At 72.9% G+C, this 23,356-nt stretch carries 26 protein-coding genes and 1 riboswitch; of the genes, 17 read left to right on the forward strand and 9 right to left on the reverse strand.

All coding sequences use genetic code 11. The features are described from left to right. Window positions 1–3: 3 nt before the first annotated feature. Window positions 4–1,002 (forward strand): N-acetylmuramoyl-L-alanine amidase, encoded by a 999-nt coding sequence (locus ACIQVZ_RS00705; RefSeq protein ID WP_402445955.1) that lies wholly within the window; start codon window positions 4–6, stop codon window positions 1,000–1,002. A gap of 195 nt (window positions 1,003–1,197) precedes the next feature. Further along, a complete protein-coding gene (locus ACIQVZ_RS00710) occupies window positions 1,198–2,109 on the forward strand; it encodes a hypothetical protein (RefSeq protein ID WP_402445956.1) in 912 nt (303 codons plus the stop codon). 111 nt (window positions 2,110–2,220) lie between these two features. Here the strand turns inward: ACIQVZ_RS00710 and ACIQVZ_RS00715 are convergent, their stop codons facing one another. The 3 genes from ACIQVZ_RS00715 to ACIQVZ_RS00725 all read right to left on the reverse strand — a co-directional run bounded on the left by ACIQVZ_RS00715 (window position 2,221) and on the right by ACIQVZ_RS00725 (window position 5,463). Further along, a complete protein-coding gene (locus ACIQVZ_RS00715) occupies window positions 2,221–3,282 on the reverse strand; it encodes a prenyltransferase (protein WP_350885009.1) in 1,062 nt (353 codons plus the stop codon). Next, the gene (locus ACIQVZ_RS00720; protein WP_363372252.1) at window positions 3,279–4,028 is read right to left on the reverse strand and encodes a methyltransferase domain-containing protein; all 750 of its coding nucleotides are present in this window, start codon (window positions 4,026–4,028) and stop codon (window positions 3,279–3,281) included. The genes ACIQVZ_RS00715 and ACIQVZ_RS00720 overlap by 4 nt, the downstream gene beginning before the upstream one ends. Before the next feature lie 124 nt (window positions 4,029–4,152). After that, window positions 4,153–5,463, reverse strand: coding sequence for a glycosyltransferase family 4 protein (locus ACIQVZ_RS00725; RefSeq protein WP_402445958.1), 1,311 nt, complete (start codon window positions 5,461–5,463; stop codon window positions 4,153–4,155). Window positions 5,464–5,717: 254 nt separating this feature from the next. Here ACIQVZ_RS00725 and ACIQVZ_RS00730 point away from each other — a divergent pair, with 254 nt between their 5' ends. From ACIQVZ_RS00730 to ACIQVZ_RS00755, 6 genes are all read left to right on the forward strand, one after another. Continuing rightward, entirely contained in the window at window positions 5,718–6,347 is a 630-nt protein-coding gene (locus tag ACIQVZ_RS00730) for a TetR family transcriptional regulator (protein WP_063351068.1), read from the forward strand. Window positions 6,348–6,439: 92 nt separating this feature from the next. Then, a riboswitch (cobalamin riboswitch) is annotated at window positions 6,440–6,514 on the forward strand. A 117-nt stretch (window positions 6,515–6,631) separates the two neighbouring features. Beyond that, window positions 6,632–7,873, forward strand: a complete 1,242-nt coding sequence (locus ACIQVZ_RS00735; protein ID WP_402445960.1) for a prenyltransferase/squalene oxidase repeat-containing protein — start codon at window positions 6,632–6,634, stop codon at window positions 7,871–7,873. Further along, window positions 7,870–8,694: an SCO2322 family protein gene (locus ACIQVZ_RS00740; protein ID WP_402445963.1), complete on the forward strand. Its 825-nt coding sequence runs from the start codon at window positions 7,870–7,872 to the stop codon at window positions 8,692–8,694. Before ACIQVZ_RS00735 ends, ACIQVZ_RS00740 begins: the two co-directional genes overlap by 4 nt. A 48-nt stretch (window positions 8,695–8,742) precedes the next feature. After that, window positions 8,743–9,846 (forward strand): CbiQ family ECF transporter T component, encoded by a 1,104-nt coding sequence (locus ACIQVZ_RS00745; protein ID WP_350884997.1) that lies wholly within the window; start codon window positions 8,743–8,745, stop codon window positions 9,844–9,846. Continuing rightward, a complete protein-coding gene (locus tag ACIQVZ_RS00750) occupies window positions 9,843–11,453 on the forward strand; it encodes an ABC transporter ATP-binding protein (RefSeq protein WP_402445966.1) in 1,611 nt (536 codons plus the stop codon). The genes ACIQVZ_RS00745 and ACIQVZ_RS00750 overlap by 4 nt, the downstream gene beginning before the upstream one ends. Beyond that, a complete protein-coding gene (locus tag ACIQVZ_RS00755; RefSeq protein WP_402445969.1) occupies window positions 11,450–12,358 on the forward strand; it encodes an ECF transporter S component in 909 nt (302 codons plus the stop codon). Before ACIQVZ_RS00750 ends, ACIQVZ_RS00755 begins: the two co-directional genes overlap by 4 nt. 26 nt (window positions 12,359–12,384) lie before the next feature. Here the strand turns inward: ACIQVZ_RS00755 and ACIQVZ_RS00760 are convergent, their stop codons facing one another. Then, a complete protein-coding gene (locus ACIQVZ_RS00760) occupies window positions 12,385–13,212 on the reverse strand; it encodes a helix-turn-helix domain-containing protein (RefSeq protein ID WP_402445970.1) in 828 nt (275 codons plus the stop codon). A gap of 428 nt (window positions 13,213–13,640) precedes the next feature. Here ACIQVZ_RS00760 and ACIQVZ_RS00765 point away from each other — a divergent pair, with 428 nt between their 5' ends. Continuing rightward, complete coding sequence (locus ACIQVZ_RS00765) at window positions 13,641–14,033, forward strand: hypothetical protein (RefSeq protein ID WP_402445972.1); 393 nt, start codon at window positions 13,641–13,643, stop codon at window positions 14,031–14,033. Window positions 14,034–14,219: 186 nt separating this feature from the next. Here the strand turns inward: ACIQVZ_RS00765 and ACIQVZ_RS00770 are convergent, their stop codons facing one another. Together ACIQVZ_RS00770 and ACIQVZ_RS00775 are read right to left on the reverse strand one after the other, a co-directional pair. After that, complete coding sequence (locus ACIQVZ_RS00770) at window positions 14,220–14,504, reverse strand: hypothetical protein (RefSeq protein ID WP_402445975.1); 285 nt, start codon at window positions 14,502–14,504, stop codon at window positions 14,220–14,222. Window positions 14,505–14,605: 101 nt separating this feature from the next. Beyond that, entirely contained in the window at window positions 14,606–15,820 is a 1,215-nt protein-coding gene (locus ACIQVZ_RS00775) for a helix-turn-helix domain-containing protein (RefSeq protein WP_402445978.1), read from the reverse strand. 288 nt (window positions 15,821–16,108) lie between these two features. On the opposite strand from ACIQVZ_RS00775, the gene ACIQVZ_RS00780 reads away from it, so the two are divergent. The 4 genes from ACIQVZ_RS00780 (at window position 16,109) to ACIQVZ_RS00795 (ending at window position 19,439) form a co-directional block, all read left to right on the forward strand. Next, window positions 16,109–16,660: a flavoprotein gene (locus tag ACIQVZ_RS00780; protein ID WP_402445981.1), complete on the forward strand. Its 552-nt coding sequence runs from the start codon at window positions 16,109–16,111 to the stop codon at window positions 16,658–16,660. Window positions 16,661–17,223: 563 nt separating this feature from the next. Next, window positions 17,224–18,399, forward strand: a complete 1,176-nt coding sequence (locus tag ACIQVZ_RS00785) for a macrolide family glycosyltransferase (RefSeq protein ID WP_402445983.1) — start codon at window positions 17,224–17,226, stop codon at window positions 18,397–18,399. Between the two features lie 118 nt (window positions 18,400–18,517). After that, window positions 18,518–19,165: a M15 family metallopeptidase gene (locus tag ACIQVZ_RS00790; protein ID WP_402445986.1), complete on the forward strand. Its 648-nt coding sequence runs from the start codon at window positions 18,518–18,520 to the stop codon at window positions 19,163–19,165. 145 nt (window positions 19,166–19,310) lie between these two features. After that, window positions 19,311–19,439 carry a hypothetical protein gene (locus ACIQVZ_RS00795; protein WP_402445988.1) on the forward strand — a complete coding sequence of 43 codons (129 nt, stop codon included), beginning with the start codon at window positions 19,311–19,313 and terminating at the stop codon, window positions 19,437–19,439. Window positions 19,440–19,515: 76 nt separating this feature from the next. Here ACIQVZ_RS00795 and ACIQVZ_RS00800 read toward each other — a convergent pair whose 3' ends face one another. Continuing rightward, a complete protein-coding gene (locus tag ACIQVZ_RS00800; protein ID WP_350878069.1) occupies window positions 19,516–19,845 on the reverse strand; it encodes an antibiotic biosynthesis monooxygenase in 330 nt (109 codons plus the stop codon). Between the two features lie 228 nt (window positions 19,846–20,073). Next, entirely contained in the window at window positions 20,074–20,829 is a 756-nt protein-coding gene (locus tag ACIQVZ_RS00805) for a helix-turn-helix domain-containing protein (protein ID WP_402445991.1), read from the reverse strand. A 370-nt stretch (window positions 20,830–21,199) separates the two neighbouring features. Here ACIQVZ_RS00805 and ACIQVZ_RS00810 point away from each other — a divergent pair, with 370 nt between their 5' ends. The 3 genes from ACIQVZ_RS00810 (at window position 21,200) to ACIQVZ_RS00820 (ending at window position 22,267) form a co-directional block, all read left to right on the forward strand. Beyond that, window positions 21,200–21,340, forward strand: coding sequence for a hypothetical protein (locus ACIQVZ_RS00810; protein WP_402445992.1), 141 nt, complete (start codon window positions 21,200–21,202; stop codon window positions 21,338–21,340). Beyond that, window positions 21,327–21,530 (forward strand): hypothetical protein, encoded by a 204-nt coding sequence (locus ACIQVZ_RS00815; protein ID WP_402445995.1) that lies wholly within the window; start codon window positions 21,327–21,329, stop codon window positions 21,528–21,530. The genes ACIQVZ_RS00810 and ACIQVZ_RS00815 overlap by 14 nt, the downstream gene beginning before the upstream one ends. 548 nt (window positions 21,531–22,078) lie before the next feature. Then, window positions 22,079–22,267 (forward strand): hypothetical protein, encoded by a 189-nt coding sequence (locus ACIQVZ_RS00820; protein WP_363580777.1) that lies wholly within the window; start codon window positions 22,079–22,081, stop codon window positions 22,265–22,267. An 84-nt stretch (window positions 22,268–22,351) separates the two neighbouring features. Here ACIQVZ_RS00820 and ACIQVZ_RS00825 read toward each other — a convergent pair whose 3' ends face one another. Continuing rightward, window positions 22,352–22,762, reverse strand: coding sequence for a cupin domain-containing protein (locus ACIQVZ_RS00825; protein WP_402445997.1), 411 nt, complete (start codon window positions 22,760–22,762; stop codon window positions 22,352–22,354). A gap of 63 nt (window positions 22,763–22,825) precedes the next feature. Between ACIQVZ_RS00825 and ACIQVZ_RS00830 the strand changes: the two genes are divergently transcribed. Next, a complete protein-coding gene (locus ACIQVZ_RS00830) occupies window positions 22,826–23,350 on the forward strand; it encodes a MarR family winged helix-turn-helix transcriptional regulator (protein WP_402446000.1) in 525 nt (174 codons plus the stop codon). Window positions 23,351–23,356 lie beyond the last annotated feature (6 nt).

Here is a 23,356-nt window from a genome sequence, read left to right on the forward strand (position 1 = left end):
CCCGTGACCGGCCCGAACGCCCGAACGCCCCGCCGTTCCACCCTGCTGCGCGCCACCACGGCGGTGGGCGCGGCCGTTCCGCTCTGTCTGGCGGGCTGGCTGGGCTGGCAGTCCCTCGGCCACTCCGCGGCGGTGGGCGGCACCGCCGCGCCGGCCACCTCCCCGGCCGGAACCGCCACCCCGGGCACCACCGCACCGGGAACCCCGGCCCAGACGCCGACGACCCCGACGACCCCGGCGCCCTCGACAACTCCGGCGACGCCCGCCCCGTCGAACACACCCGCCCCGTCGAACACACCCGCCCCGTCGGACACCCCGGTCTCCCCCACCGCGCTCACCGGCCGCACCATCCTGCTCGACCCCGGCCACAACCCCGGCAACTCCGCGCACACCGCCGAGATCAACCGCCTGGTCGACATCGGCAACTCCCGCAAGCAGTGCGACACCACCGGCACCGAGACCAACTCCGGCTACACCGAGGCCGAGTACACCCTGGACGTCTCCCGCCGGGCCCGCGCCATCCTGGCCGCCCGCGGCGCGACGGTGGTGCTGGCGCAGGACGGCGACCGCCCGTGGGGCCCCTGCGTCGACGAGCGCGCCCGGGCCGGCGCCGACGCGCACGCCGACGTGGCGCTGTCGGTGCACGGGGACGGCGGTCCGGCGGGCGGCAGCGGGTTCCACGTGATCCTCCCGGCGAAGGTGGTGGCCGGGAAGGCGGACAACGCGGCGATCGTCGAGCCCTCGCGCCGGCTCGGCCTGCTGCTGCGCGAGCACTTCCGCGCCGCGACGGGCGAGCCGTACGCGGACTACACCGCGAGCGACGGCCTGGACACCCGCTCCGACCTGGGGGGTCTGAACCTGTCCACGGTGCCGAAGGTGTTCATCGAGTGCGGTAACATGCGCAACCCGGTGGACGCCAAACGGATGACGGATCCTCAGTGGCGGCAGCGGGCGGCCCAGGGCATCGCCGACGCGCTGACGGCGTATCTGACCACCCGGTAAGGGAGTTGGGCCGGGGCGGCCGGCGGCGTGCGCGCCGCCCGGGTCGTGCCTTCGGCAACGACTTCGCCCCATTCCCGGTCCCGCCGTGCACCGGCGGTGCGGTTGGGCCTAGGCTTCTGGTCCGTTCGGGAGTTTCGGCCGGTCAGCCCGACCGCACGAACCGCCGTCCACGACACGTCAACGAGGGGAACGTTAGTGAATCTGCGCGCTCTCACCAGGGGAGACGCCGCCGTCGCCGGCGCGGCCGTCCTGCTCTTCATCGCCTCCTTCCTGCCCTACTGGACGGTGGACTGCACCGGCCGGTACTGCGGCGACACGTCGCAGAACGCGTGGAGCACCCAGCTGTTCCCCATCCTGCCTTCGATCTACCTGCTCGGTATCGCCTCCGCGGTGCTGATCCTGCTGCACCGCTTCCAGGGCGAGGCCGCGGCCGGGCGCCAGGTGCTCGGCCTGCGGCTGGACCAGTGGGGTATCTCCTTCGCCGTCGTCGCGCTGTGGACGTCGCTGTGGTCGCTGGCCGGCGGCCCGGCCGGCGGCAGCTTCGGGCACGGCTTCGGCGCCTGGCTCGGCCTCATCGCGCTGATCGTGCTGGCCGGTGCGGCCGCGGCCGCGCCGCTGGTGCCCGCGCTGAAGGCCCCGCTGGTCGCCGACCGTCCGGCGGCCGTCCCCTACCAGGGCGGCTACCCGGCCCCGGGCCAGCCGGTGCAGCCCGGCCAGTACGGCTACCCGGCCCCGGGCCAGGACCCGAACCAGGCCCCGGCGTACGGCGCCCAGCCCGGTGGCTACGGCTACCCGGCGGCCGGCCAGCCGCAGCCGGCGCAGGCCGGTCAGCCGCAGGACGCGGCCGCTGCCCCGCAGCCGGTCCCGGCCGCGCAGCCGCAGCCGACCCCGGCCGCCCCGGCGGCCGACTTCGCACCGTTCTGGTTCGCCGTCCCGGCCCCGCGTTCGCTGGCGTCGAAGGACAACCCGGCGGGCGCCCCCGTCGGCGAGCTGGTGCCCGGCACCTGGTACCTGGCGGTCGAGCAGCGCGGCAGCGCGCTGGTCGCCCAGCTGCAGGACGGCACCGTCGGCCTGCTGGCCGACACCTCGGGCATCCAGCGCGGCTGACGCCCCCGCCGGTACGACGAAGGGGTGGGACCGGATCTCTCCGGTCCCACCCCTTCGCGTTGCCCGTACGGGCCTCAGCCGTCCTACGGGCCTCGGCCACGGCCACGGGCCTCAGCAGCAGTCCTGGACCACCAGCCCGGCGGGCAACTGCTCCCCGCCGAAGACCGCGACCGTCGCCGGGTCGCCGCCGAGCGCGGCGACCGCGAGCAGCAGCGCGCCGGCCGTCCAGGTGGTGCGCTCCTCCGGCCAGACGGCGTCGTCCTCGAAGACGTACCCGGTCCAGTAGGAGCCGTCCTCGTGCCGCAGGTGCTTCTGGATCCAGCGCAGGATCTCCACGGCGCGGTCGGATCGGCCGATCGCCCAGAGCGCGAGGGCGAGTTCGGCGCTCTCGCCGCCGGTCACCCACGGGCGGTCGCTGACGCAGCGCACGCCGAGGCCGGGGACGACGAAGCGGTCCCAGTCCCGGTCGATCCGTTCCAGCGCCGCGTCGCCGCGCAGTCCGGTGCCGAGCACCGGGTAGTACCAGTCCATCGAGTAGCGGCCCTTGTCGAGGAACCGCTCGGGGTGGTGGGTGATGGCGTGTCCCAGCCGGCCGGCGGCGAGTTCCCAGTCGGGCTGCGGCTCCTCCAGGTACTCGGCGATGGCCAGCCCGCAACGCAGCGCGTGCAGCATGCTGGACGAGCCGGTGAGCAGCGCCTCGTCGGTGGCGGTGCCGTCCTCGTCGAGGCGCCAGGCGATCGGGCCGCCGGGCAGCCGCTGGCCGACGATGAAGTCCAGGGCGCGCCGGACGACGGGCCAGATCCACTCCAGGAAGGCGTCGTCGCCGGCGCTGAGGTGGTGGTGCCAGACGCCGACGGCCACGTAGGCGCAGAAGTTGGTCTCCTTGGCCCGGTCGGTGACGGCGCCGTCGGTGTAGGCGGCGTACCAGGAGCCGTCCGGGTTCTGGGTGGCGGCGAGCCAGCGGTAGGCGGCCTCGGCGGCGGCGTGCTCGCCGGCGGTGTCGAGGGCCATGGCGGCCTCGGTGTGGTCCCACGGGTCGAGGTGGTGGCCGGCGAACCAGGGTATGGCGCCGTCGGGGAGCTGTTCGGCCAGGATGCTGCGGACGGTGCCGGCGGCCTGCTCGGCGTCGAGCACCCCGTCGAGCAGCAGTGCCTCGGGGACGGCGGCGGTCATGCGTCCACGCGCCCGGGCTCGGTCCGCCGCGGCTTGGACGCGTAGGCGACGAAGCTCTTGCCGATGACCGGGTTGAGCGCCCGTTCGGCGGCCTTGGTGAGGGTGCTGATCACCGGGGTGCCGACGATGTCCCAGACCAGCAGCTGGTGGTAGGCCTTGACCGGCAGCGCCTTGTCGTTGTTCACGCCGACCGCGCACTTGATCCACCAGTACGGCGAGTGCAGCGCGTGCGCGTGGTGGGTGCCGTAGGGCTCCAGGCCGGCGTCCTTGAGCTTGCCGAGCAGTTCGTCGCCCCGGTAGATCCGGATGTGGCCGCCCTCGACCTCGTGGTACTCGTCGGACAGCGTCCAGCAGATCTTCTCGGGCAGCCAGCGCGGCACGGTGACGGCGAGCAGCCCACCCGGCTTGAGCACCCGGAACATCTCGTTGAGCACACCCTTGTCGTCCGGTATGTGCTCCATCACCTCGGAGATGATGATCTTGTCGAAGTAGTCGTCCTCGAACGGCAGCGCCAGCGCGTTGCCCTCCATCGCGACCGCCGACGCGCCCTCCGGGGCCTCACCGGCCTGCTCCATCGCGGCGAACCACTTCTGGACCTCGGCGATCTCCTCGGCGTTCTGGTCGAGGGCGATCACGTTGGCGCCGCGGCGGTAGCACTCGAACGCGTGCCGGCCCCCGCCGCAGCCCAGGTCGAGCACCCGGTCGCCGGGGGCGAGCGGGAAGCGCGAGAAATCGACGGTCAGCACTGCAGGGCTCCCATTCCTTTTGCTACCAAGCGAACTTGACGCCGCGTCAGTTCGATCCCGCTACCGCTCCGGACCGGGCGGCCGGGGCCGCCGGGCGGGCGCCGCGCAGGGCGGCCGGAGCGGCTCAGGGCACGTACCGCCAGCCCGGCCCGGAGCGGGCCCGGGCGCCGGCGCCGGTGGCGATCGCCGCCCGGTAGGCGTCGGCGGTCAGCTCGGCGGCCCGCGCCCAGGTGAACCGGGCCAGCACCCGCTCCCGGCCGGCCGCGCCGAGCCGGGCGCGCAGTCGCGGGTCGTCCAGCAGCCGGCCGAGCGCCGCCGCCAGCCGGTCCGGCTCCCCCGGCGGCACGGCCAGGCAGGTCTCCCCGTCCGGCCCGGCCACCTCGGGGATCGCACCGCCGGTGGTGGCGACCAGCGGGGTGCCGGTGGCCATCGCCTCGGCGGCGGGCAGCGAGAAGCCCTCGTACAGCGACGGCACGCAGGCCACCTCGGCCGAGCGGTAGAGGTCGACCAGCTCCTGGTCGGTCAGACCGCTGCGGAACTCGATGTGGTCGGCCAGCCCGAAGCGGCGCACCGCCTCCGCCACCGGGCCGTCCTCCTTCTGCGGCTTGCCGACCACCACCAGGTGCGCGGGGCGCTCGGTGCGCACCTTCGCCAGCGCCTCGACCAGGAACACCAGGCCCTTGAGCGGGACGTCCGCGCTGGAGGTGGTGACGATCCGTCCGGGGACGCGGGCGATCTCCTCGGAGGGCGACCAGAGCCGGGTGTCGGCGCCGATCGGCACCACCGAGATCGCGCCCGGCGCGGCGCCCAGGTGCTCGGCGATCTCGCGCTGCGAGGTGCCGGAGACGGTGATCACGTGGTCCAGCCTGGCGGCGACCCGGCGCTGCATCCGGGTGAAGGCGTACCAGCGGCGCAGCGACAGCCGCTTGCCCCGGGTGGTGGCCGCGTCCAGCTCCAACTGCCGGTCCACGGTGATCGGGTGATGGATCGTGGTGACCAGCGGGAAGCCGTGCCGGGCCAGGCCGAGCAGGCCGTAGCCGAGCGTCTGGTTGTCGTGCACCACGTCGTAGCGGCCCTTGTGCCGGGCCAGGTACTGGCGGGCGCGCAGCGAGAAGGTCAGCGGCTCGGGGAAACCGCCGGTGCGCATGGTGGCGAACTCCAGCACGTCCACCGGACTGCGGAACTCGCCGCGGGCGGGCGTGCGGAACGGGTCCTCGGCGCGGTAGAGGTCCAGGCTGGGCAGCTCGACCAGGCGCACCGAACCGGGGCCCTCGACCTCGTCCAGCACCGGGTACGGCTGGGCACCGATCACGTCCACGTGGTGGCCGAGCCTGGCCAGCTCGCGGGAGAGGTGGCGCACGTACACGCCCTGACCGCCGCAGAAGGGGTCCCCGCGGTACGACAGCAGGGCAATCCGCAGCGGCTGCGCGGTCATCCTCGGGCCCTCATCTCTAGCTGCTATTCCTGTGCTGCTGCTGTCTCTGCGTTGGCGACGGCGCTGCCGCCGGTCGCTAAAGTAGATCAGGTTTCAGTGGCTGTGGAACTCGTCATCGACCATGTGAACAATGAGAGACCTCGAAGATACCGGCCCGTAGCTTTCCCTCAGGAGCCAGGGCTGGTGATTCCCGCCACGCCGACCCTGCCGACCTTGTGGAGCACGCCGCCACCCACGCGCCCCGGGAGCACTCCTTGCCGCCGCCGACCACCTCCACGAGCCCCACCACCCCGCCCCCCGCACAGCCGGGCGAGCCCCCGCTGACCGCCCGCCAGGCCGAACGCCGGCGCCGGATCCTGCGGGCCGCCACCGCCCTGGCCGCCCGGGGCGGGTACGAGGCGGTGCAGATGCGGGAGGTCGCGGAGACCGCGCAGGTCGCCCTCGGCACGCTCTACCGGTACTTCCCGTCCAAGGTGCACCTGCTGGTCGCGGTCATGCTGGAGCAGTTGCAGGGCCTCCAGGAGCACATCCGGCGCCACCCGCCGACCGACCCCGAACCGGCCCCGCGGGTCGCCGACACGCTCACCCGCGCCTTCCACGCGCTCCAGCGCGAACCGCTGCTCGCCGAGGCGATGGTCCGGGCGCTGTCCTTCGCGGACCGCTCCGTCGGCGCCGAGGTGGACCAGGTCAGCACCGCCACCGGCCAGCTCATCCTGGACGCCATCGGCCAGTCCGGGCCACCCAGCGAGAGCCAGCGCGCGGCCGTCCGGGTGATCGAGCACACCTGGCACTCCGCCCTGGTCGCCTGGCTCTCCGGCCGCGCCTCGATCGCCGAGGTCCGGGCCGACCTGCACACCGCGGCCAGGCTGCTCACCCTGCCCTGACTGGAACCTGTTCCTGCCCGGGCAGGAGGGGCCGGCCGCGCCCGGCGGTTAAAGTCGACGGACAGCACAACTTCATCCCGTCCCTCCCCCGGGGGAAGCCGGTGCGAATCCGGCGCTGACCCCGCAACCGTGAGCCCGGCCCCGTGACGGCCCGGGCGAGTCGGACCGCCCGTGGAGGGGCGAGCGGCCAGCCCGGGCCCGCCACGCGCACCGCCCGGCACCGTCGAGGACTACGGAACGGCCCCGCCGGGCCACCACCGCTCACCGAAAGGCACACCCCCACCATGCTCACCGCCGCCCGCCTGGGCGCCGCCGCCCTGTCCGCCGCGCTCCTCGCCGGCGCCGCCGCCGGACCGGCCCTCGCCGACAGCCCCGCGCCCACCGCCGCCGCCGTCCCCGACGGCCTCTACGGCAAGGGCGACCCGACGTACGACGGCGTCTGGCGGCAGTCCCTCGCGCTCACCGCGCTCGCGGCGGCCAAGGCCACCCCGGCCGACTCCGCCGTCGGCTGGCTCACCGGACAGCAGTGCGAGGACGGCGGCTGGCCCTCCTTCCGGGCCGCCGGCGCCGCCTGCGACCCCAAGACCGAGGACAGCAACGCCACGGCCGTCGCCGTCCAGGCCCTCGTCGCCCTCGGCGGGCACCAGGAAGCCGTCGACAAGGGCGTCCAGTGGCTCAAGGCCACCCAGAACGCCGACGGCAGCTGGCCCTACAACCCCGGCGGCCCCGGCGACGCCAACTCCACCGGCCTCGCCGTGAACGCCCTCTTCGCCGCCAAGACCGACCCGGCCGGCGTCGCCAAGACGGGCAGGAACGCCTTCGACGGGCTCGCCCTCTTCCAGCTCGGCTGCACCGCCCCCGCCGACCAGCGCGGCGCCTTCGCCTACCAGCCCGACCCGTCCTCCGGTGCGCTCGCCCCCAACGCCCTCGCCAGCGCCCAGACCTCGCTGGCCGCCGCCGGCGGCCACCTCCCGGTCGCCACCACCGCCCGCACCGACGCCGCCCCCAAGGCCCTCGGCTGCGACTCCGCCTCCGCCGCGGCTACTCCCGTCGCGCACGCCGACTCCGGCGAGGCCGCCGGGGCGTACCTCACCGCCCAGCTCGCCGCGGGCGGCAACCACCTCACCCTCACCACCCCCGGCGCCGCCCCCACCCCCGACTACAACGCCACCGCCTGGGCCGCCCTCGGCCTCATCCAGAGCGGCCACCCCCAGCAGGCCGCCGGCGCCGTCGACTGGCTCGCCAAGGAAGGCGCCGGCTGGACCAAGGGCGGCACCGACGCCGCCGCCACCGCCAGCCTCCTGCTCGTCACCCAGGCCGCCCAGCGCGACACCGCCCCGCTGACCGCCGAGCTCACCGCCCTCGGCCCGGCCCTCAAGGCCACCGCCGGCCCCGCCCCGACGACGGCGGCGGCCAAGAAGGACGACGGCATCGGCCAGTACTGGCTGATCATCGTCGGGCTCCTCGTCGGCCTCGGCGGCGGGCTCCTCCTCAGCCTCCAGCGCAAGCGCGGCCAGAGCCTGTGACACCCCGCCCCGCGTACCTGGGCCGTCTGGCCCGCCGCCGTGGCCGCCGCGCTCTCGGCTCGCTGCTCGGTGCGGTGCTCGGTGCGGTGCTCCTGCTGGTCGCCTCCGCCGGGGCGCCCGCGGAGGCGGCGACGGGGTACCGGTACTGGTCGTTCTGGCGTGCCGGCGGCGACGGGTGGCTGTACCAGCAGCAGGGGCCGGCCGTCGCCGTGCCGCCGGACGGGGCCGTCGACGGGTGGCGGTTCGCGGTGAGTCCGGACGGCGGGCAGGATGCGGCGCGGCCCCGGACGGCGGGCGACTTCGCCGCCGTCTGCGCGGACACGCCCGCGCAGACGGGCCGCAAGCGGGTCGCGGTCGTACTGGACTTCGGCACCGCCGCCGACTCCGGTTCGGGTTCGGGTTCGGGTTCGGGTTCGGGTTCTGCCTCCGGCTCCAGCTCCAGCTCCAGCTCCGGATCGGGTTCTGGCTCCGGCTCCGGCTCCGGCTCCGGCTCCGGTTCCGCCGAGGCTCCGCCCGAGCAGCGGAGCGCGTGCGCCAGCGTCGTCTCGAACGCCACCTCGGCCGAGGTGCTGGCCGCCGTCGCCCCGCCGCTGCGCTACGACGCCAACGGCCTGCTCTGCGCCATCGCGGGCTTCCCGAAGGCCGGGTGCGCCGACCAGCTCGGGTCGGCGGCCAAGCCGGCCGGCCCGTCCGGCGACGGCGGCGGCTCGGACTCCGGCCCGGACTCCGGCCCGGACGTCGGCCTGATCGCCGGTGGAGCGCTGATCGCCGTGCTGGCCGGCGGTGCCGTCTGGCAGGCGCGCCGCCGCCGCACCTCCTGAAGCCTCCCGAGCCGCTCCCCCTCCGGCCCCCTCCACCTGGACTGACCCATGAGCACCGCCCGCGCCACCCGCCCGCCCACCGGACCCCGGCAACTGCACCCCGGGGCCTGGTGGTTGTGGGCGCTCGGACTGGGCGCGGCGGCGACCCGCACCACCAATCCGGTGATCCTGCTGCTGCTCGCCGCCGTCGCCGGGTACGTGGTCGCGGCCCGACGCGGCGACGCGCCCTGGTCGCGTTCGTACGGCGCGTTCCTGCGGCTGGGCCTGCTGGTGCTGGGCATCCGGCTGGTGTTCGCGGTGCTGCTCGGCTCGCCCGTCCCAGGCACGCACGTGCTGTTCACGCTTCCCGAAGTGCCGCTTCCCACCTGGGCGCAGGGGGTGCGGATCGGCGGCCGGGTGACCGTGGAGGGACTGCTCGCGGCCCTGTACGACGGGCTGCGCCTGGCCACCCTGCTGGTCTGCGTGGGCGCCGCGAACGCGCTGGCCAGCCCGGCCCGCCTGCTGCGCGCCCTGCCCGGCGCACTGTACGAGGCGGGCGTGGCGGTGGTGGTGGCGATGACCTTCGCGCCGAACCTGGTCGCGGACGTCCGCCGGCTGCGGGCGGCCCGGCGCCTGCGCGGCCGCACCGACCGGGGGATCGCCGCCGTGCTGAGCGTCGGACTGCCCGTCCTGGAGGGCGCGTTGGAGCGTTCGGTGGCGCTGGCCGCGGCGATGGACACCCGCGGCTTCGGCCGCACTGCGGACGTCCCGCGCCGGCTCGCCCGGGCGACGGCCGCGCTCACCCTGGCCGGCCTGCTCGGGATCTGCCTGGCCGCGTACGGGCTGCTGACCGCCGGCGGTGCGGGCTGGGCACCGCCGGTGCTGCTGCTGGGGCTGGCCGCCGCCTTCGCCGGGCTGCTGCTGGGTAGCCGACGCTCCGTCAGAACGCGCTACCGTCCCGATCCCTGGGCGCTGCCCGAGTGGCTGACCGCCGGATCGGGCGCCGCCGTCGCCGGGTTGACCATCTACCTGTCCACGCGCGACCCGGCCGCCTTCGCGCCCACCGTCGTCCCGCCGACCGTCCCCGCGCTGCCGCTGGCCGCCGTGCTGGCCGTACTGCTCGGCCTGGTACCGGCGTTCGCCGCCCCGACCCCGCCCCGGAGGGCTTCGTGATCACCTTCGAGCAGGTCTCCGTCCGGTACGCGGACGCCGCCGCCCCCGCCGTCGCGGACGTCGACCTGACCGTGCCCGAAGGGGAACTCTGCCTGCTGGTGGGCCCGTCGGGCTCCGGCAAGTCCACCCTGCTGGGCGCGGTCAGCGGGCTCGTCCCGCACTTCACCGGCGGCACCCTGCACGGCCGGGTCACGGTCGGCGGCCGGGACACCCGCGAGCACCGGCCGCGCGAACTCGCCGACCTGGTCGGCACGGTGGGCCAGGACCCGCTGGCGCACTTCGTCACCGACACCGTCGAGGACGAACTCGCCTACGGCATGGAGTCCCTGGGCCTGCCCGCCGACGTGATGCGGCGCCGGGTCGAGGAGACCCTCGACCTGCTCGGCCTCGCCGACCTGCGCGACCGCGCCCTCACCTCCCTCTCCGGCGGCCAGCAGCAGCGCGTCGCGATCGGCTCGGTGCTCACCGTGCACCCGCGCGTCCTGGTCCTCGACGAGCCCACCTCGGCGCTGGACCCGGGCGCCGCCGAGGAGGTGCTGGCCGTCCTCCAGCGGCTCGTGCACGACCTCGGCACCACCGTGCTGATGGCCGAGCACCGGCTGGAGCGCGTCGTCCAGTACGCCGACCAGGTGCTGCTGCTCACCCCGGGCGCCCCGCCCGTCCTCGGCGAGCCCGCCGAGGTGATGGCGCACTCGCCGGTGCACCCGCCGGTGGTCGGCCTCGGACGGCTCGCCGGCTGGCGGCCGCTGCCGCTGTCCGTCCGCGACGCCCGCCGCAAGGCCGCCGGGCTGCGCTCCCAGTTGGACGGTCTGCACCCGGACGCGGCCCCCGTTCCAACCGTTTCGACCGCCGCACCGATCGCCGCCGCCGAACGCCTCGCCGTCCGGCGCGGCCCCGTCCAGGCCCTGCGCGGCGTCGACCTGGCGCTGCACGCCGGCGAGATCACCGCCCTGATGGGCCGCAACGGCGCCGGCAAGTCCACCCTGCTGGGCAGCCTGGTCGGCCTGCACACCCCCGCCTCCGGCCGGGTGACGGTCGGCGGCCGCACCCCGCACCGCACCCGCCCGGCCGAACTGATCCGCCAGGTCGGCCTCGTCCCGCAGGACCCGCGCGACCTCCTCTACGGCGAGAGCGTCACCGCCGAATGCGCCGCCGCCGACACCGACGCGGACGCCACCCCCGGCACCTGCCGCGCCCTGGTCGAACGACTGCTGCCCGGCATCGCCGACACCGCCCACCCGCGCGACCTCTCCGAAGGCCAACGGCTCACCCTCGCGCTCGCCGTCGTGCTCACCGCCCGGCCCCCGCTGCTGCTGCTCGACGAGCCGACCCGAGGCCTCGACTACGCCGCCAAGGCCCGGCTGGTGGAGATCCTGCGCGACCTCGCGGCACAAGGCCACGCCGTCCTGCTCGCCACCCACGACGTCGAACTCGCCGCCGAACTCGCCCACCGCACGGCGATCCTGGCCGAGGGCGAGATCGTCGCCGACGGCCCGACGGCCGACGTCGTCGTCTCCTCCCCCGCGTTCGCCCCGCAGGTCGCCAAGGTGCTGGCACCCGGCCCGTGGCTCACCGTCCGCCAGGTCGCGGAGGCGCTGAGCGCATGAGCCACCCCGTTCCTTCCGGTGTTCCCGCCGGTCGCCCCGCTCCTTCCGCCGTTCCCGCCGGTCGCCCCGTGCCCCTCGGCCGCCGATCCGTAACGGTCCTGCTCCTGACCTCCCTCGTCGGGGTGACGGCCTTCGGCTGGCCGCTGCTCGCCTCCACCAAGTCCGCCCTGGTCGGCCACGCCACCGACGCCCCCTGGCTGTTCGCCCTGCTGCTGCCGCTGCTCCTCGCCGTCGTCATCGCCCAGATCTCCGAGGGCCGCACGGCGGGCGGCGGCGCGCCCGGCCTGGACGCCAAGTCCGTGGCCCTGCTCGGGGTGCTCGCGGCGGCGGGCGCGGCACTGCGGCCGCTCGGCGCGGGCACGGCGGGGCTGGAGCCCATGTTCTTCCTCATGGTGCTGTCCGGCCGGGTGCTCGGGCCGGGCTTCGGCTTCGTCCTCGGTTCACTGTCGATGTTCGCGTCCGCGCTGCTCACCGGCGGCGTCGGGCCCTGGCTGCCGTTCCAGATGCTCGCCATGGGCTGGGTCTGCCTCGGCGCCGGCCTCCTCCCGGGCGCCGCACGTCTGCGCGGCCGGCCCGAGCTCTGGCTGCTCGCGGGCTACGGCGCGCTGGCCTCCGTCCTCTACGGCACGATCATGAACCTCCAGGGCTGGCCGTACATCGCCGGGCTCTCCGGCTCCATCTCCTTCGTCCCCGGCGACCCGCTGCCCGCCAACCTGGTCCGCTTCGCCGCCTACTGCCTCACCACGTCGCTGGGCTGGGACCTCCCCCGCGCCGCCCTCACCGTCGTCCTCTGCCTCACCCTCGGCACCGCCGTCCTGCGTGCCCTGCGTCGCGCCACCCGCCGGGCCGCCTTCGACGCGCCGGTGGCGTTCCGTCCGCCCGAGTCCCGGCCGCCGGGCGGGTGAACTCCGCCTCCCCACCCCGGGGCCGACTACGGCAGGGCCCGCGACACCCTCGGAGCCCGGCACTCCCCGCACACCTGCCCGACACCCGCGACGGGCCGCCCGCACAAGCCGTCCCGCCCGGGGCACTCATGCCGACGCGGCCCCGGCCCGCCGCCGCCCGGCGGAGTCGACGGAACGGGCGGCACCTTCGCCAACCGCCCTGCCAGGACCGCCCCCACGCTGTGCGTGACCCTCTCCGGCAAGGGCGCGGCCAGAATCCCCGCCAGCGCCTCCCCGCTCCACCCGCCCGCGAGGAGCCCCTCCACCCGCGCGGCCTGATCGCACAGCGGCTTGCCCGCCAGCGCCATCCTGGGATCCCTGCGCCCGAGTTCGAGCAGCAGCGCCATGCCCGCCGTCAACTTCCCGGACGGAGGGACGGAGGGAACTTCCGCTTCCTTCACCCTCACCTTTCCGGAAGGGCTTCCCGCCTTCCCGTCGCCCGCCACCCCAGCTCCGGGCCCACCGGCGGCCGGGGACACGGGAAGCGGCGGCACGGTGTGAACCGCCTTGCCCGTCACCGGCACTTCGTGCACCGAGACGATCGTCCGCACCTGCCCCGTCACCGGATCCCGCTGCGTCCGCCGCACGTAGTGCCCGGCCGCTTCCAGCTCACGGAGTGCCCGCGCCACCGTCGCCCGCCCCTCGACGCTCTTCGCCGCCAGCGTCCGGATGTCCTCCCGCGCACCGTCCGGCAGGCTGAGCAGGTAGCTGAGCAGCCCACGCGCCGTCCAGCTCAGCGAGTGCTTCCGGACGACGTGGCCGTTGTCGAGGATCGTGTACCCGGGTGAGTGCTTCGGGATACGATGAATGTGCATTCGGGAGCCCTTTACTCCTAGTGCCATTCCCCGGGGTGTTAGCGCACCGCCGGGGCTCACTTGTGCCGCGCAAGGGTCGTTTCTCCGAACCCCCGCGCCGACCCAATGATCACCGTAATGCGCTAACCAAGCGTCAAACTCCCCACCACCGCACCCAAACGGGCGGCGCGAGCGCGCACACCCCAGCGCCCCCCAGGCTCACACGCCCGGGACGCGCCCCACCTCATGGGCGAGTTGCTACGTTCGACTCATGGCTGACCACGAAACCGCGTTCCGGCCACTGGACGGCACGGAACTGCTCGGCACGGTCACCCCTCCCCAACTCCCCCAGTGGCACTCGCCGTTCGCACTCACGGTGCCGGCATCACCCGCGAAGAGGGCGGCTTCACCTCGACCCCGAAAGGCTCTGCGCCGACGCGCAGTCGCCAGTGCTCATCGTCCACGGAACGAAGGACACCTTCGTCGACGTCGAACTGTCCCGCCGGTTCGCACCTCTGTTCGGCGCCGGAGCCGAACTGTACGAACCCGACGGCGCACAGCACGGCTTCGCCGTGCACGACGACCCCACGTACGCACACCCGCAGTCACAGGCGTGGCAGCGCGAGGTCGTCGCCAAGGTCGCCGACTTCCTCTCCCTCCAGCCTCCGCCATGTATGCCCATGCGCTTCTCCTCTCGAAGTCCTTGCCAAGATCAGATATTGCTCGGGTTGAGACAAGAGGGCCGCCCTCACGGGCCGCCGAAACAGAGCGCCAGCAGCATCGCCGCGAGCGCGGCCGCTCCCGCAATCGACACCGCGCAGGCGGCGAAGAATGCTTTGTGACGGCGGCCATCGAATGAATCACACCTCACCGGTGTGCGCTCCGATGGTGGCGACGCATCAGCACGCGGGCGTCAACAGCACCGGAGTAGTCGAACCGGGCCACGGACTCCGCCTCCCGAACGTCCAGTTCGGCGCATTGCTCACAGTCGCCGACCGGCCCCGGAGCGGTATCGCGCCCCGCCTCCATCAGTTCCACCGGGACACCCAGTTCGCCTCACGTACGCGGGCCTCCAGGTGCTCACGCCGCAACCGCAGCCACTCGCCGTTCGCGGCCTCGAACCGTACGAAGGCCCGAATGGTTCCGTCGCCGTCCCGCAACCACTCGCCGCCCTGCTCGTCACGTACGCGGTAGCAACGCGCCGCCGGGTCCCAGCGGATGCCGTACCCGTGCGTGGCGGCCGGATCCAGCTCCCGCACCGCCTGCCGTGACAGCCTGGCCGCCCTCGCGACGGCGACTCCGTCCTGCGCCATTCGCACACTCCCTTACGCACCGAACCCGCAACGTCACTCGACGCTACGGGTTCGTCACTGTGCGAAGGGGTAGGGTTTCTGCCACCAACTCCGGCAGCCCTCTATGCGGCCATCCCGATCGACTCGGCGAGTCGACGCCCGGCCTCCTGGACCGGCGAACGGCCATCAATCAACCCTCGGACCATGGCCCGCGTCTCCTCGTTCCACCGGGCCGTCTCGGGCGCGACCGCAACGGCGTCCGTGAGCAGTTCCACCACGGACGCCGATTCCCCACGAAGGGCGTGTGCCCGCGCGACCTCGATCAGATGGCGACCACGGCGCGGAATCGCCGTGACCTCGGCCACCGGCAACCGTCGAGCCCACCGAAGCGCGGTACCGGTCTGGCGAAGCTCGACCGCCACAGTGACCGAGTGCAGCCCGACCGCCTGACGGGAGCCCGACGTCGGGGCGCTCCAGAAGCCTACGGGAAGGCGCTCGGCAACGGCTGCCGCACGGTCGATCCAGCCCCAGGCCTCACCGGCCTCACCGGCGACCGCATGCGTGATGGCGGCGTGGAATGCCATGTCCGCCCACGCCGAGGCCAGTTCCGGCGAATCCCCGCGGACGGGGTCGAGCAGGCGAAGAGCTTCCTCGGTCAGCGACTGGGCGCTGTCCCACTGGCCGGACTTCCGGAACGCCTCCACCAGGAACCAGCACGCCCGCGCGATCGCCCGCCGGTCGTCCGACGCCCGTGCGGTGGCCAGCGCCCGTTCGGCGACCCGCCAGACCAGGTTGCCGTCCCCTTGGAAGGCCGCATACATCTGCGTCAGGTTCAGTGCGCTGGCGTACATCACCTCCGCCCGACGCCGGTCGGCGCAGTCCTGATGCGCAACCGCCAGGGAGGCCGCCGACACGAGCGCCGGCAGCAACTCCGCCAAGGCGGTCCGATGGTCGCCTCTGGTCGTCCTGGTCCGCCAGGCGTTCGCCAGCTGAACCTCGATGTGGTCGAGGTTGGGTACCGGCCCACCGGCCGACCCGAGCTGCACACCGTCAACCGCCCGCCGGACGGAGTCCAGCGCCGCGTGTTCCACGCCCGAGTACAGCGCCCTGGGCATGCTGACGTCGCCCGTCAGCAACGAGAGATCATCAACCCCCAAGTGCTGAGCAATGCGCACGAGCATCGGCAGGCGCGGCGGCAGCAACGCCCCGTTCTCCACCTGCTTCAGCCAACTCGGCGACCGCCCCAGCAGCGCGGCCAACACCGGACGAGACTTCCCGGCGCGCTCCCGGTAGTACTGGATGCGCCGGCCAACGGGCAGAGCGGGATCCACAGCCATGCCATCAGCGTAGGGCCGCCGGGTCGATCAAGGCAGCCGGAGAACGGAATTGGGCACGCTCCGAATCCAGGCCACCGGAGGACGGGGTGACCCCTCCCGCACCGACGTATCCCCGATCCAGAGCGACGGGTCGAACTCTGGGTGGGGTCCGCACGGGCGTACAGCCGACACGGCAGACTGGCCATGGAACACAGGGCGCTCAGAATCGCGAAGAGCTGTGCGCCGGAAGACATCCGTCGGCGCCGTCCCGGAACTTCGCCGCTTCTGCCAGGAATTGGGAGTCCGGACTTGACCGACCAACGCGAGCCGTTCCTCTACGTCGTCGTCTGCGCCTCGGGCATCGCGGACGACGTCGGCACCTTGATCAGCGCCGCCCAGGCCGAAGGCTGGCAGGTCGGCGTCATCGCCACCCCCCATGGGCTCGGGTTCATCGACCCGGAAACCGTCGAGCGCCAGACCGGCTACCCGATCCGCTCGGCTTGGCGCACTCCCGGAGTCCCCCAGCCGCTTCCCCCGGCGGACGCCATCGCCGTGGCGCCCGCCACGTTCAACACCATCAACAAGTGGGCCGCCGGGATATCCGACACCCTTGCGCTCGGCATTCTCTGCGAGGCGTACGGGCTCGGCATCCCCACTGCCGTTCAGCCCTACGTCAACTCGGCCCAAGCAGCCCATCCCGCGTACGGCGAGAGCCTGGAACGACTCCGCTCGATGGGCGTCCTGATCGGCGACTACATCCCCCACAAGCCGAAGTCCGGCGGAGGCCGCGACAAGTACAACTGGACCCACGTCCTCGACCTGCTCCGCCCCGTGCTGACCTCGGTCACAGAGCAGAACTGACAACGCGCCGAGCCCGTCATCCGCTACGAAGCGACCAGGCCGGTCACAGCCATCGACGAGTGGCCATGACTGGCTCGGTCATCGTTCGAGGCCCGGCTCGTATCGCCCACTTCACCGTCGTAGCGCCGAGAACCAGGCAAGGGCTTCCATGTCCTCGCGACCCCCCAGGTGCCGGCGCACCGGGCGTAGTCGCCCACCCGCCCCGCGCCGGCCGCCTGGAGAGCATCGATCACCTTCTCGACATGACTCTCCGGGACAGATATCCCGATCTTCAAACGCGCCATGCCCGGCCCCTGACAACCAGTGCCGGCCAACACTTTCGCAACAGGCCCTGGATCCCGAGATCCAGCCGCCCTGCGAGGCGGCGGCTCCGCACCGCGTCGTCACGCGCCGTCCGCGAGGTCGCGCAGCGTCTGCCGCCGGACCCACCAATCTTCGGCCGAACCGTATCCCCCGTCACAGCGGCGATGGAAAACGTTACGTACTGTGCTGACAGGCGAGTTGACGCTAAGTCAGCCAGCCGAACGCAGGACGCCTAACGAGATACGAGGAGAGGGTCCGACATGTCCCGACCAGCACACATCGCCATGGTGAACATCCCGGCGCACGGCCACGTCAACCCCAGCCTGGAGGTGATGCGGGAGCTGGTCGCCCGCGGCCACCGGGTCAGCTATGTCAACGACCCGTCGTTCGCCGAGCAGGTCGAGTCCACCGGCGCCCGACTCGTACCCCACGACACGACCCTGCCGATCGTCAAGGGCGGGGTCGACCCCAACATCGGGGCCGGCGTGCACACCATGATCTTCGAGGAGGCGCAGGCCATGCTGCCGCGACTGCGCGAGGCCTTCCACGACGACCGGCCCGACCTCGTCCTGTACGACTTCATGGCGTACGCGGGCCGGGCGCTGGCCGACGGCTGGGGCGTGCCGTCCATGCTGATCTCACCGTCCATGATCATCCGGGAGGACTCCCACCTGGCGCGCTTCGAGATGGCGCGGGAGGCCTTGGAGACGGACAAGATCCCGGAGCGGTTCGCCCAGTGGCTCGCCGACAACGGCGTGCCGGCGGGCGAACCGTTCGGGTACATGCTGCGCCCGGATCGCGGGCTGGCGCTCATCCCCCGGGTGCTACAGCCCGAGATCGAGCTGGTCGATCCCCAGATCTTCTCCTTCGCCGGGCCCTGCCTCGGCGCCCGCGAGCACCAGGGCGGTTGGACCCGCCCGAAGGACGCGCAGAAGGTGCTGCTGGTCTCGCTCGGCTCCACCTTCACCCACCAGCCCGACTTCTACCGCGCGTGCCTGGAGGCCTTCGGCGACCTGCCCGGCTGGCACGTCGTGCTCCAGGTCGGCCGGGCAACCGACCCGGCCGACCTGGGTACGATCCCGGCCAACATCGAAGTGCACCAGTGGGTGCCGCAGTTCGCCGTACTCCAGCAGGCCGACGCGTTCGTGACCCACGCCGGAATGGGCGGGTGCAGCGAGGGCCTGTACTGCGGGCTGCCGATGGTCGCGGTACCGCAGGCCGCCGACCAGTTCGACAACGCCGACCGGCTGGTCGAACTCGGCGTCGCCCGCCGGCTGGACACCCCCCAGGCCACCCCGGAGGCGCTGCGCTCCGCCGTACTGGAGCTGACCGGCGATCCGGCGGTGGCCGCCCGGCTGGCCGAGCTCAGCCGCGAGGTCCGCGCCGGCGGCAGCGCGGCCAGGGCCGCCGACCTGGTCGAGGCCGCGCTCGTCTGACCACCCGTCCGCCACCGCCCCGACACCCGGGGCGGTGGCGGACGCCGCACCGGCCACCAGGGCGCGCACAAGGCGACCGACCCGCGCCGCCGTTCCCTCCGCCCCCCAGGAGAACCTGTTGACCGAGATCATCCTCATGTCCGACCCGCAGGTGGCCGCCGTCCCCGTCCAGGACTGCGGCGACCGCCTCCTGGACGTACGCGAGCACGAGCTCCTACTGGACGACCGCAAGCGCGACGATGCCGGAGCGTTCGCCTACCTGCGGTCCGGCGTCCTCGACCGGCTCCTCGACGCCCAATCACACCTCCCGGACGGCCTGCGGCTGCTCTTCGTCGAGGGCTACCGCCCGCCGGCCCTCCAGAGCCGTTACTTCGACCAGTACGCCGCCGAGTTGCGCGCCGCACACCCGGACTGGCCGGCCGCGCGGCTCCGATCGGCCGCGAGCCGCTACGTCTCCCCGCCCGAGATCGCACCACACAGCGCCGGCGCCGCCGTCGACCTCACCCTGGCCGACGCCGACGGCCACGAACTCGACCTCGGCACCCGGGTCAACGCCAACCCGGAGGAAAGCGCCGGCGCCTGCTACACCGACGCCGCCAACCTCTCCCCCGAAGCGCGCACCAACCGGCAACTCCTCAGCCGCACCCTCACCCGCGTCGACCTCGTCAACTACCCCACCGAGTGGTGGCACTGGTCCTATGGCGACCGCTACTGGGCCCTCACAACAGGCGCACCCGCCGCCCTCTACGGCCCCGAACACCTATAACCCTCACGCGGCTGCCCTCCCATGCCCGGAGCGAGGACGTCATGGCCGCCTACCTCCTGTTCAGGAAGAGCAACCAGGCGACGGCCCGCCGCAACGCGCAGCAGGCCGTCGGGCTGGCACGCGCCGCCCAGCGTTCACCCTCGGCATGGCCGGGTACACGAAGAACGGCGTCATCGGGCAGCCCTCCCTCGGAACGTCGGCGAAGGGCCGCGCCCTCCTCGACAGCCTGTCCCGATCTGCCGCCGCGCATCTCTCGATCCTCGCGGGCGGCTGAGAGGCACTTCGGGCCCTTCCCCAGCTGGGGAAGGGCCCGAAGGAAAAGAGGAGACAACCGCGGGGTGGCCTGGGCGTCAGGCCTTGGGGCCGGCGGACTGGACGACCTCGAAGGACCAGAGGGTGGACCCGGAGGCGGCGGGGCGCTTGGGGGCCTCGCCGTCCGGGGCGGCGGGGCGGTGGGCGGCCTGCATGGGGCCCTCCATCCACGCCTTGAAGTCCTCCTCGCTGCGCCAGCGGGTGTAGACGAGGTACTGGTCGGTGCCCTCGACGGGGCGGAGGAGCTCGAACCACTCGAAGCCGTCCGAGTTCTCCACCGCGCCGGCGCGGGAGGCGAAGCGCTGCTCCAGGACCTCCCGCTGCTCGGCGGGAACCGTCAGTACGTTGATCTTGACGACGCTGCTCATATGACACCTCTCATCACTAGGCCCTCTACCTGGGCACTCAACCTTGACCACGTGCGAGCAGTCTCCTACATACGACAGTCAAAGAAGCGTGAGGACGTCCTCCAAGGCTGTCCTAAGCCCTGTTAATGGGCGTTGCGACTGCCCCCAGCGCTACTGAAGGAGCCCACACACCGTCCCGCCCTGTCGGGTGAGGTCAGATGCGGGGGCTCTTCGCCGTGCGGAGACGGGCTACGCCTCCGGCGGCACGCTGTAGCGGCTCCGGACGTCGTCAGCCGTGGACTTGTCCAACAGGCGCAGCTCCCACGGCCCGGAGTTGACGTCGAAGTCCTTGCCGAAGCCGACCCACTTGCCGGCCATGCGGCGGCCGGTCGGGTCGACCAGCAGCTGAATGGCGCCGTGGTATCTGGCCCCCTGGTAGTAGCCGTCCTGAGCGGTCTGTTCCACCCAGGAGCCCGTAACGATGTTCCGATCGACAGTGAGATCGAATGACAGTGGCGAGTCAGGATTGGACGACGCGCCGGGGAGGGAGCGACCCGTGATCCGGTTCCCGTTCTGGGACAGCACGACGTGATGCAGGCCGGTGAACGTGTTCTCCCGACTGCTGCTGTAGAACTCGTAGTGGCTGACCCATACCCCCGAGTAGTCCTCACCCGTGGGAGCGGGCGCAGCCTGCACGGGCACGCCCGGTTCATCACTGGTCACGTCGTGCCCTCCCGTACCGTCCACGCTGACCCTTGACGGCAACTGTGGCGAGTCGAAGCCGAGGCGGTCAACGGGAATCTTGGTGACAGCCTCAAGGGCTCGAACGTACACCGGGCGGGGAAACCTCACCTCCCCCGACTCCCAGCGCTGAACCAGCCGCTTGCTGGCGTCGTTCGGCTCCCCCCGCTCCTCCCCGACTGCCCGCAGCCGCTTCGCGAACTCGTCCTGGCTGAGACGGAGCCCGAGGCGTACGGCCCGAAGGGTCTCATTCGGCGTAGTCATGACTAGAAGATAGGCCCAAACATCTTCCAAAGACGCCTAAATGACGTCTTGCCAGACCTCCGGAGTGACGCCTTCACGCCGTCGCAATGGTTCGCGGGATCGGTGCACGATCGGTCTGCTGACAGTCGGAGGATTTACGGGACCGGAGTCGGGGAGCGGTGACGATGACACGCGAGGAACATGAAGCCGATCGGCACAGGCGACCGCCCGGCGAGCGCGCCGGCCCGGCCTTGATCGCCGCTTGCCGCGCCGACTACCGCCAGGCCAAGGCGGACGACGGCCGGCGGCCCCCGGACCCCTTCAAGTACTCCCCGCTCGGGTGGGAGGACGTGACCCAGTGGCACCGTCTGACAGCCGGCCGAGGTGCGCCGTGTGCGCGTCCTTCGACAAGATCGCCCGCGCGTTCGCGGAATCGCCCCAACTTCCGGATCAGTCGGTGCTGCGCGAGATCGAGCTTCGCCGCCTGGCGCACGAACTCACCTGTAAGGCGGTGGCGCGTGTCGCTTCGTGAAATCGCCCGGCGGACACCGGACACGCCCGCCCCGGACGCCGACCAGTGCCCCGGCTGCCAGTACTTCGACTTCGCGCAGGCGCAATACCCGACCGAGGATTTCCCCACGATCGCAGGGAACTTGGCACGTGGACGGGCGCAGCACATCGCGGACGGCGAATGCCTGGTGGCGCGCGATGCCGACGAGTGAGCCGGAGTACCTACCGCCGGACTGGGCGAGCTTCCTGGGCGGGCCGGTGCCGTACCCGGTTGACCAGGGCGACCAGGACAGCACCGAGAAGAACTCCTTGCCGCCCTTGGAGCCCGTCCCCGACTCGCCGACCATGGCCCGCCTCAGGATTGCGGTGGCAATCGCCAACGCCCGTTCTCGCTGGGGAATTTGAGACTGCCACCCCGAGGGGGTGGGGCCGCAAGGAGGATCGCGAGAGAGGACAGTGCCATGACCGCCCGTCCCGAATTCGAGTTCGTCACCATCGCGGCGCGCCACAACACGGTGCGCAAGGCGTGCCCGCAGGTGGCCACCAACATCCCGGCGTCGTCGCCTTGCGCGACAGCGAGCGGCCGCCGGTCCGGTGACTGTCTGCGGTCAGCAGTCTCCTGCACCTCACACCGCGCGGGTCGGGCGATCCGGGGTCTGCCGATCGTGGCGCTCCGCGGCAACTGGCCCGAAGTGCAGGCGGAGAGGGGGCGTGCAAGCCTGGTTGGAGAACCCGAAATCCAACCGAATGGGGCACAGCCATGGGTATCGGCGACAAGTTCCGGGACAAGGCCGAGCAGTTGGAGGAGGAGGCGAAGTCGCGCCTCGGCAGTAAGCCCCCGAAGGGGGACGACGCCCAGCAGAAGGCCGCCCAAACCCAGCAGCAGGGCCAACAGCAGGGTCAGCAGAACCTGGACGACCTCCAGGACGACATCGACGACCGGAAGTAGCGGCGAGGACCGGGCGGGGACGGTCAGGGGTAGGCCCCCGACCGTCCCCGTACCCGTGCCCGGACCGCCGGACCGCCTCGCGGGTCAGGCGATCCACGGCGGGAGGAGGCGCTCGGCGTCGCGGGGGGCGAGGCCGCAGGCGCCTTCGGGGGTGACGGCGTCGGGGTTGTAGACGTGGGCGGGGGACGGGCCGGCGACGATGGCGGTGAAGCCGTCGGCGGTGGTGATCTGGCGGGCGAGGTCGGCGGGGAGGGCGAGGGTGTCGCCGGCGGTGAGGGGCACCGGGCCGTCGGGGAGGGTGACGGTGGCGGTGCCGGTGAGCAGCGTCCAGATCTGTTCGACGTCCATGGCGTGGAGCGGGCCGCTCTTGCCGGCCGTCATGTCGACCTGCCACAGGGCGAGGGCGGTTGAGCCCTGGGTGGGTGAGGCGTAGGTGGTCATGACGGCGTTCGGCGTCTCGGTGCGACGGGCGTCGGCGTGGCGGATCACGGGCATGGCGAGGGAACCCCCTAAGATGGTCAATGACGTTGTCTATATGGTCAATGAGGTTGTCTACCCATGTCAAGCGAGCCCGCGAGCACACCCACCGGCACACCCACCGGCACCCCCGCGAGCGAACCCGCCCCGCCCGGCTTCGAGTTGCCGCTGCGCCTGCTGCTCGCCTTCCGGACGATCATCGACGAGCTGCACGAGCGCATCGCCCGCGAGGGCCACCCCGACCTGCGGCCCATGCACGGCTTCGTCTTCCAGGCGATCGGACCGCACGGCACCACCGCCGTCGACCTCGGCCGCCGGCTCGGCGTCTCCAAGCAGGCCGCCGGCAAGACCGTCGAGAACCTGGAGCAGCTCGGCTACGTCGAGCGCGGCGGCGACCCGGCCGACGCCCGCCGCAAGGTGGTCCGGCTGACCGCCCGCGGGGTGGACTGCCTGGTCCGGTCGGCCCGGATCTTCGACGAGCTGCGCGCCGAGTGGTCCGCCACCCTGGGCGAGGAGCGCCTGCGCGAGGTGGAGACGGCCCTGCGCCTGCTCGCCCCCGGCGACCCGTTCCGCCTCGACACCCCTCGCTGGTTCGGCGGTCCGTGAGGAACA

Source organism: Kitasatospora sp. NPDC098663, assembly GCF_044760075.1.
Taxonomy (GTDB): domain Bacteria; phylum Actinomycetota; class Actinomycetes; order Streptomycetales; family Streptomycetaceae; genus Kitasatospora.

Bases quoted from the DNA above. Each gene is read 5' to 3' on its own strand.
- ACIQVZ_RS00715 (WP_350885009.1), bottom strand. From the start codon at position 3,282: ATGACCGCCGCCGTCCCCGAGGCACTGCTGCTCGACGGGGTGCTCGAC.
- ACIQVZ_RS00725 (WP_402445958.1), bottom strand. From the start codon at position 5,463: ATGACCGCGCAGCCGCTGCGGATTGCCCTGCTGTCGTACCGCGGGGAC.
- ACIQVZ_RS00735 (WP_402445960.1), top strand. From the start codon at position 6,632: ATGCTCACCGCCGCCCGCCTGGGCGCCGCCGCCCTGTCCGCCGCGCTC.
- ACIQVZ_RS00745 (WP_350884997.1), top strand. From the start codon at position 8,743: ATGAGCACCGCCCGCGCCACCCGCCCGCCCACCGGACCCCGGCAACTG.
- ACIQVZ_RS00755 (WP_402445969.1), top strand. From the start codon at position 11,450: ATGAGCCACCCCGTTCCTTCCGGTGTTCCCGCCGGTCGCCCCGCTCCT.
- ACIQVZ_RS00760 (WP_402445970.1), bottom strand. From the start codon at position 13,212: ATGCACATTCATCGTATCCCGAAGCACTCACCCGGGTACACGATCCTC.
- ACIQVZ_RS00770 (WP_402445975.1), bottom strand. From the start codon at position 14,504: ATGGCGCAGGACGGAGTCGCCGTCGCGAGGGCGGCCAGGCTGTCACGG.
- ACIQVZ_RS00775 (WP_402445978.1), bottom strand. From the start codon at position 15,820: ATGGCTGTGGATCCCGCTCTGCCCGTTGGCCGGCGCATCCAGTACTAC.
- ACIQVZ_RS00785 (WP_402445983.1), top strand. From the start codon at position 17,224: ATGTCCCGACCAGCACACATCGCCATGGTGAACATCCCGGCGCACGGC.
- ACIQVZ_RS00795 (WP_402445988.1), top strand. From the start codon at position 19,311: ATGGCCGGGTACACGAAGAACGGCGTCATCGGGCAGCCCTCCCTCGGA.
- ACIQVZ_RS00800 (WP_350878069.1), bottom strand. From the start codon at position 19,845: ATGAGCAGCGTCGTCAAGATCAACGTACTGACGGTTCCCGCCGAGCAG.
- ACIQVZ_RS00805 (WP_402445991.1), bottom strand. From the start codon at position 20,829: ATGACTACGCCGAATGAGACCCTTCGGGCCGTACGCCTCGGGCTCCGT.
- ACIQVZ_RS00820 (WP_363580777.1), top strand. From the start codon at position 22,079: ATGGGTATCGGCGACAAGTTCCGGGACAAGGCCGAGCAGTTGGAGGAG.
- ACIQVZ_RS00825 (WP_402445997.1), bottom strand. From the start codon at position 22,762: ATGCCCGTGATCCGCCACGCCGACGCCCGTCGCACCGAGACGCCGAAC.
- ACIQVZ_RS00830 (WP_402446000.1), top strand. From the start codon at position 22,826: ATGTCAAGCGAGCCCGCGAGCACACCCACCGGCACACCCACCGGCACC.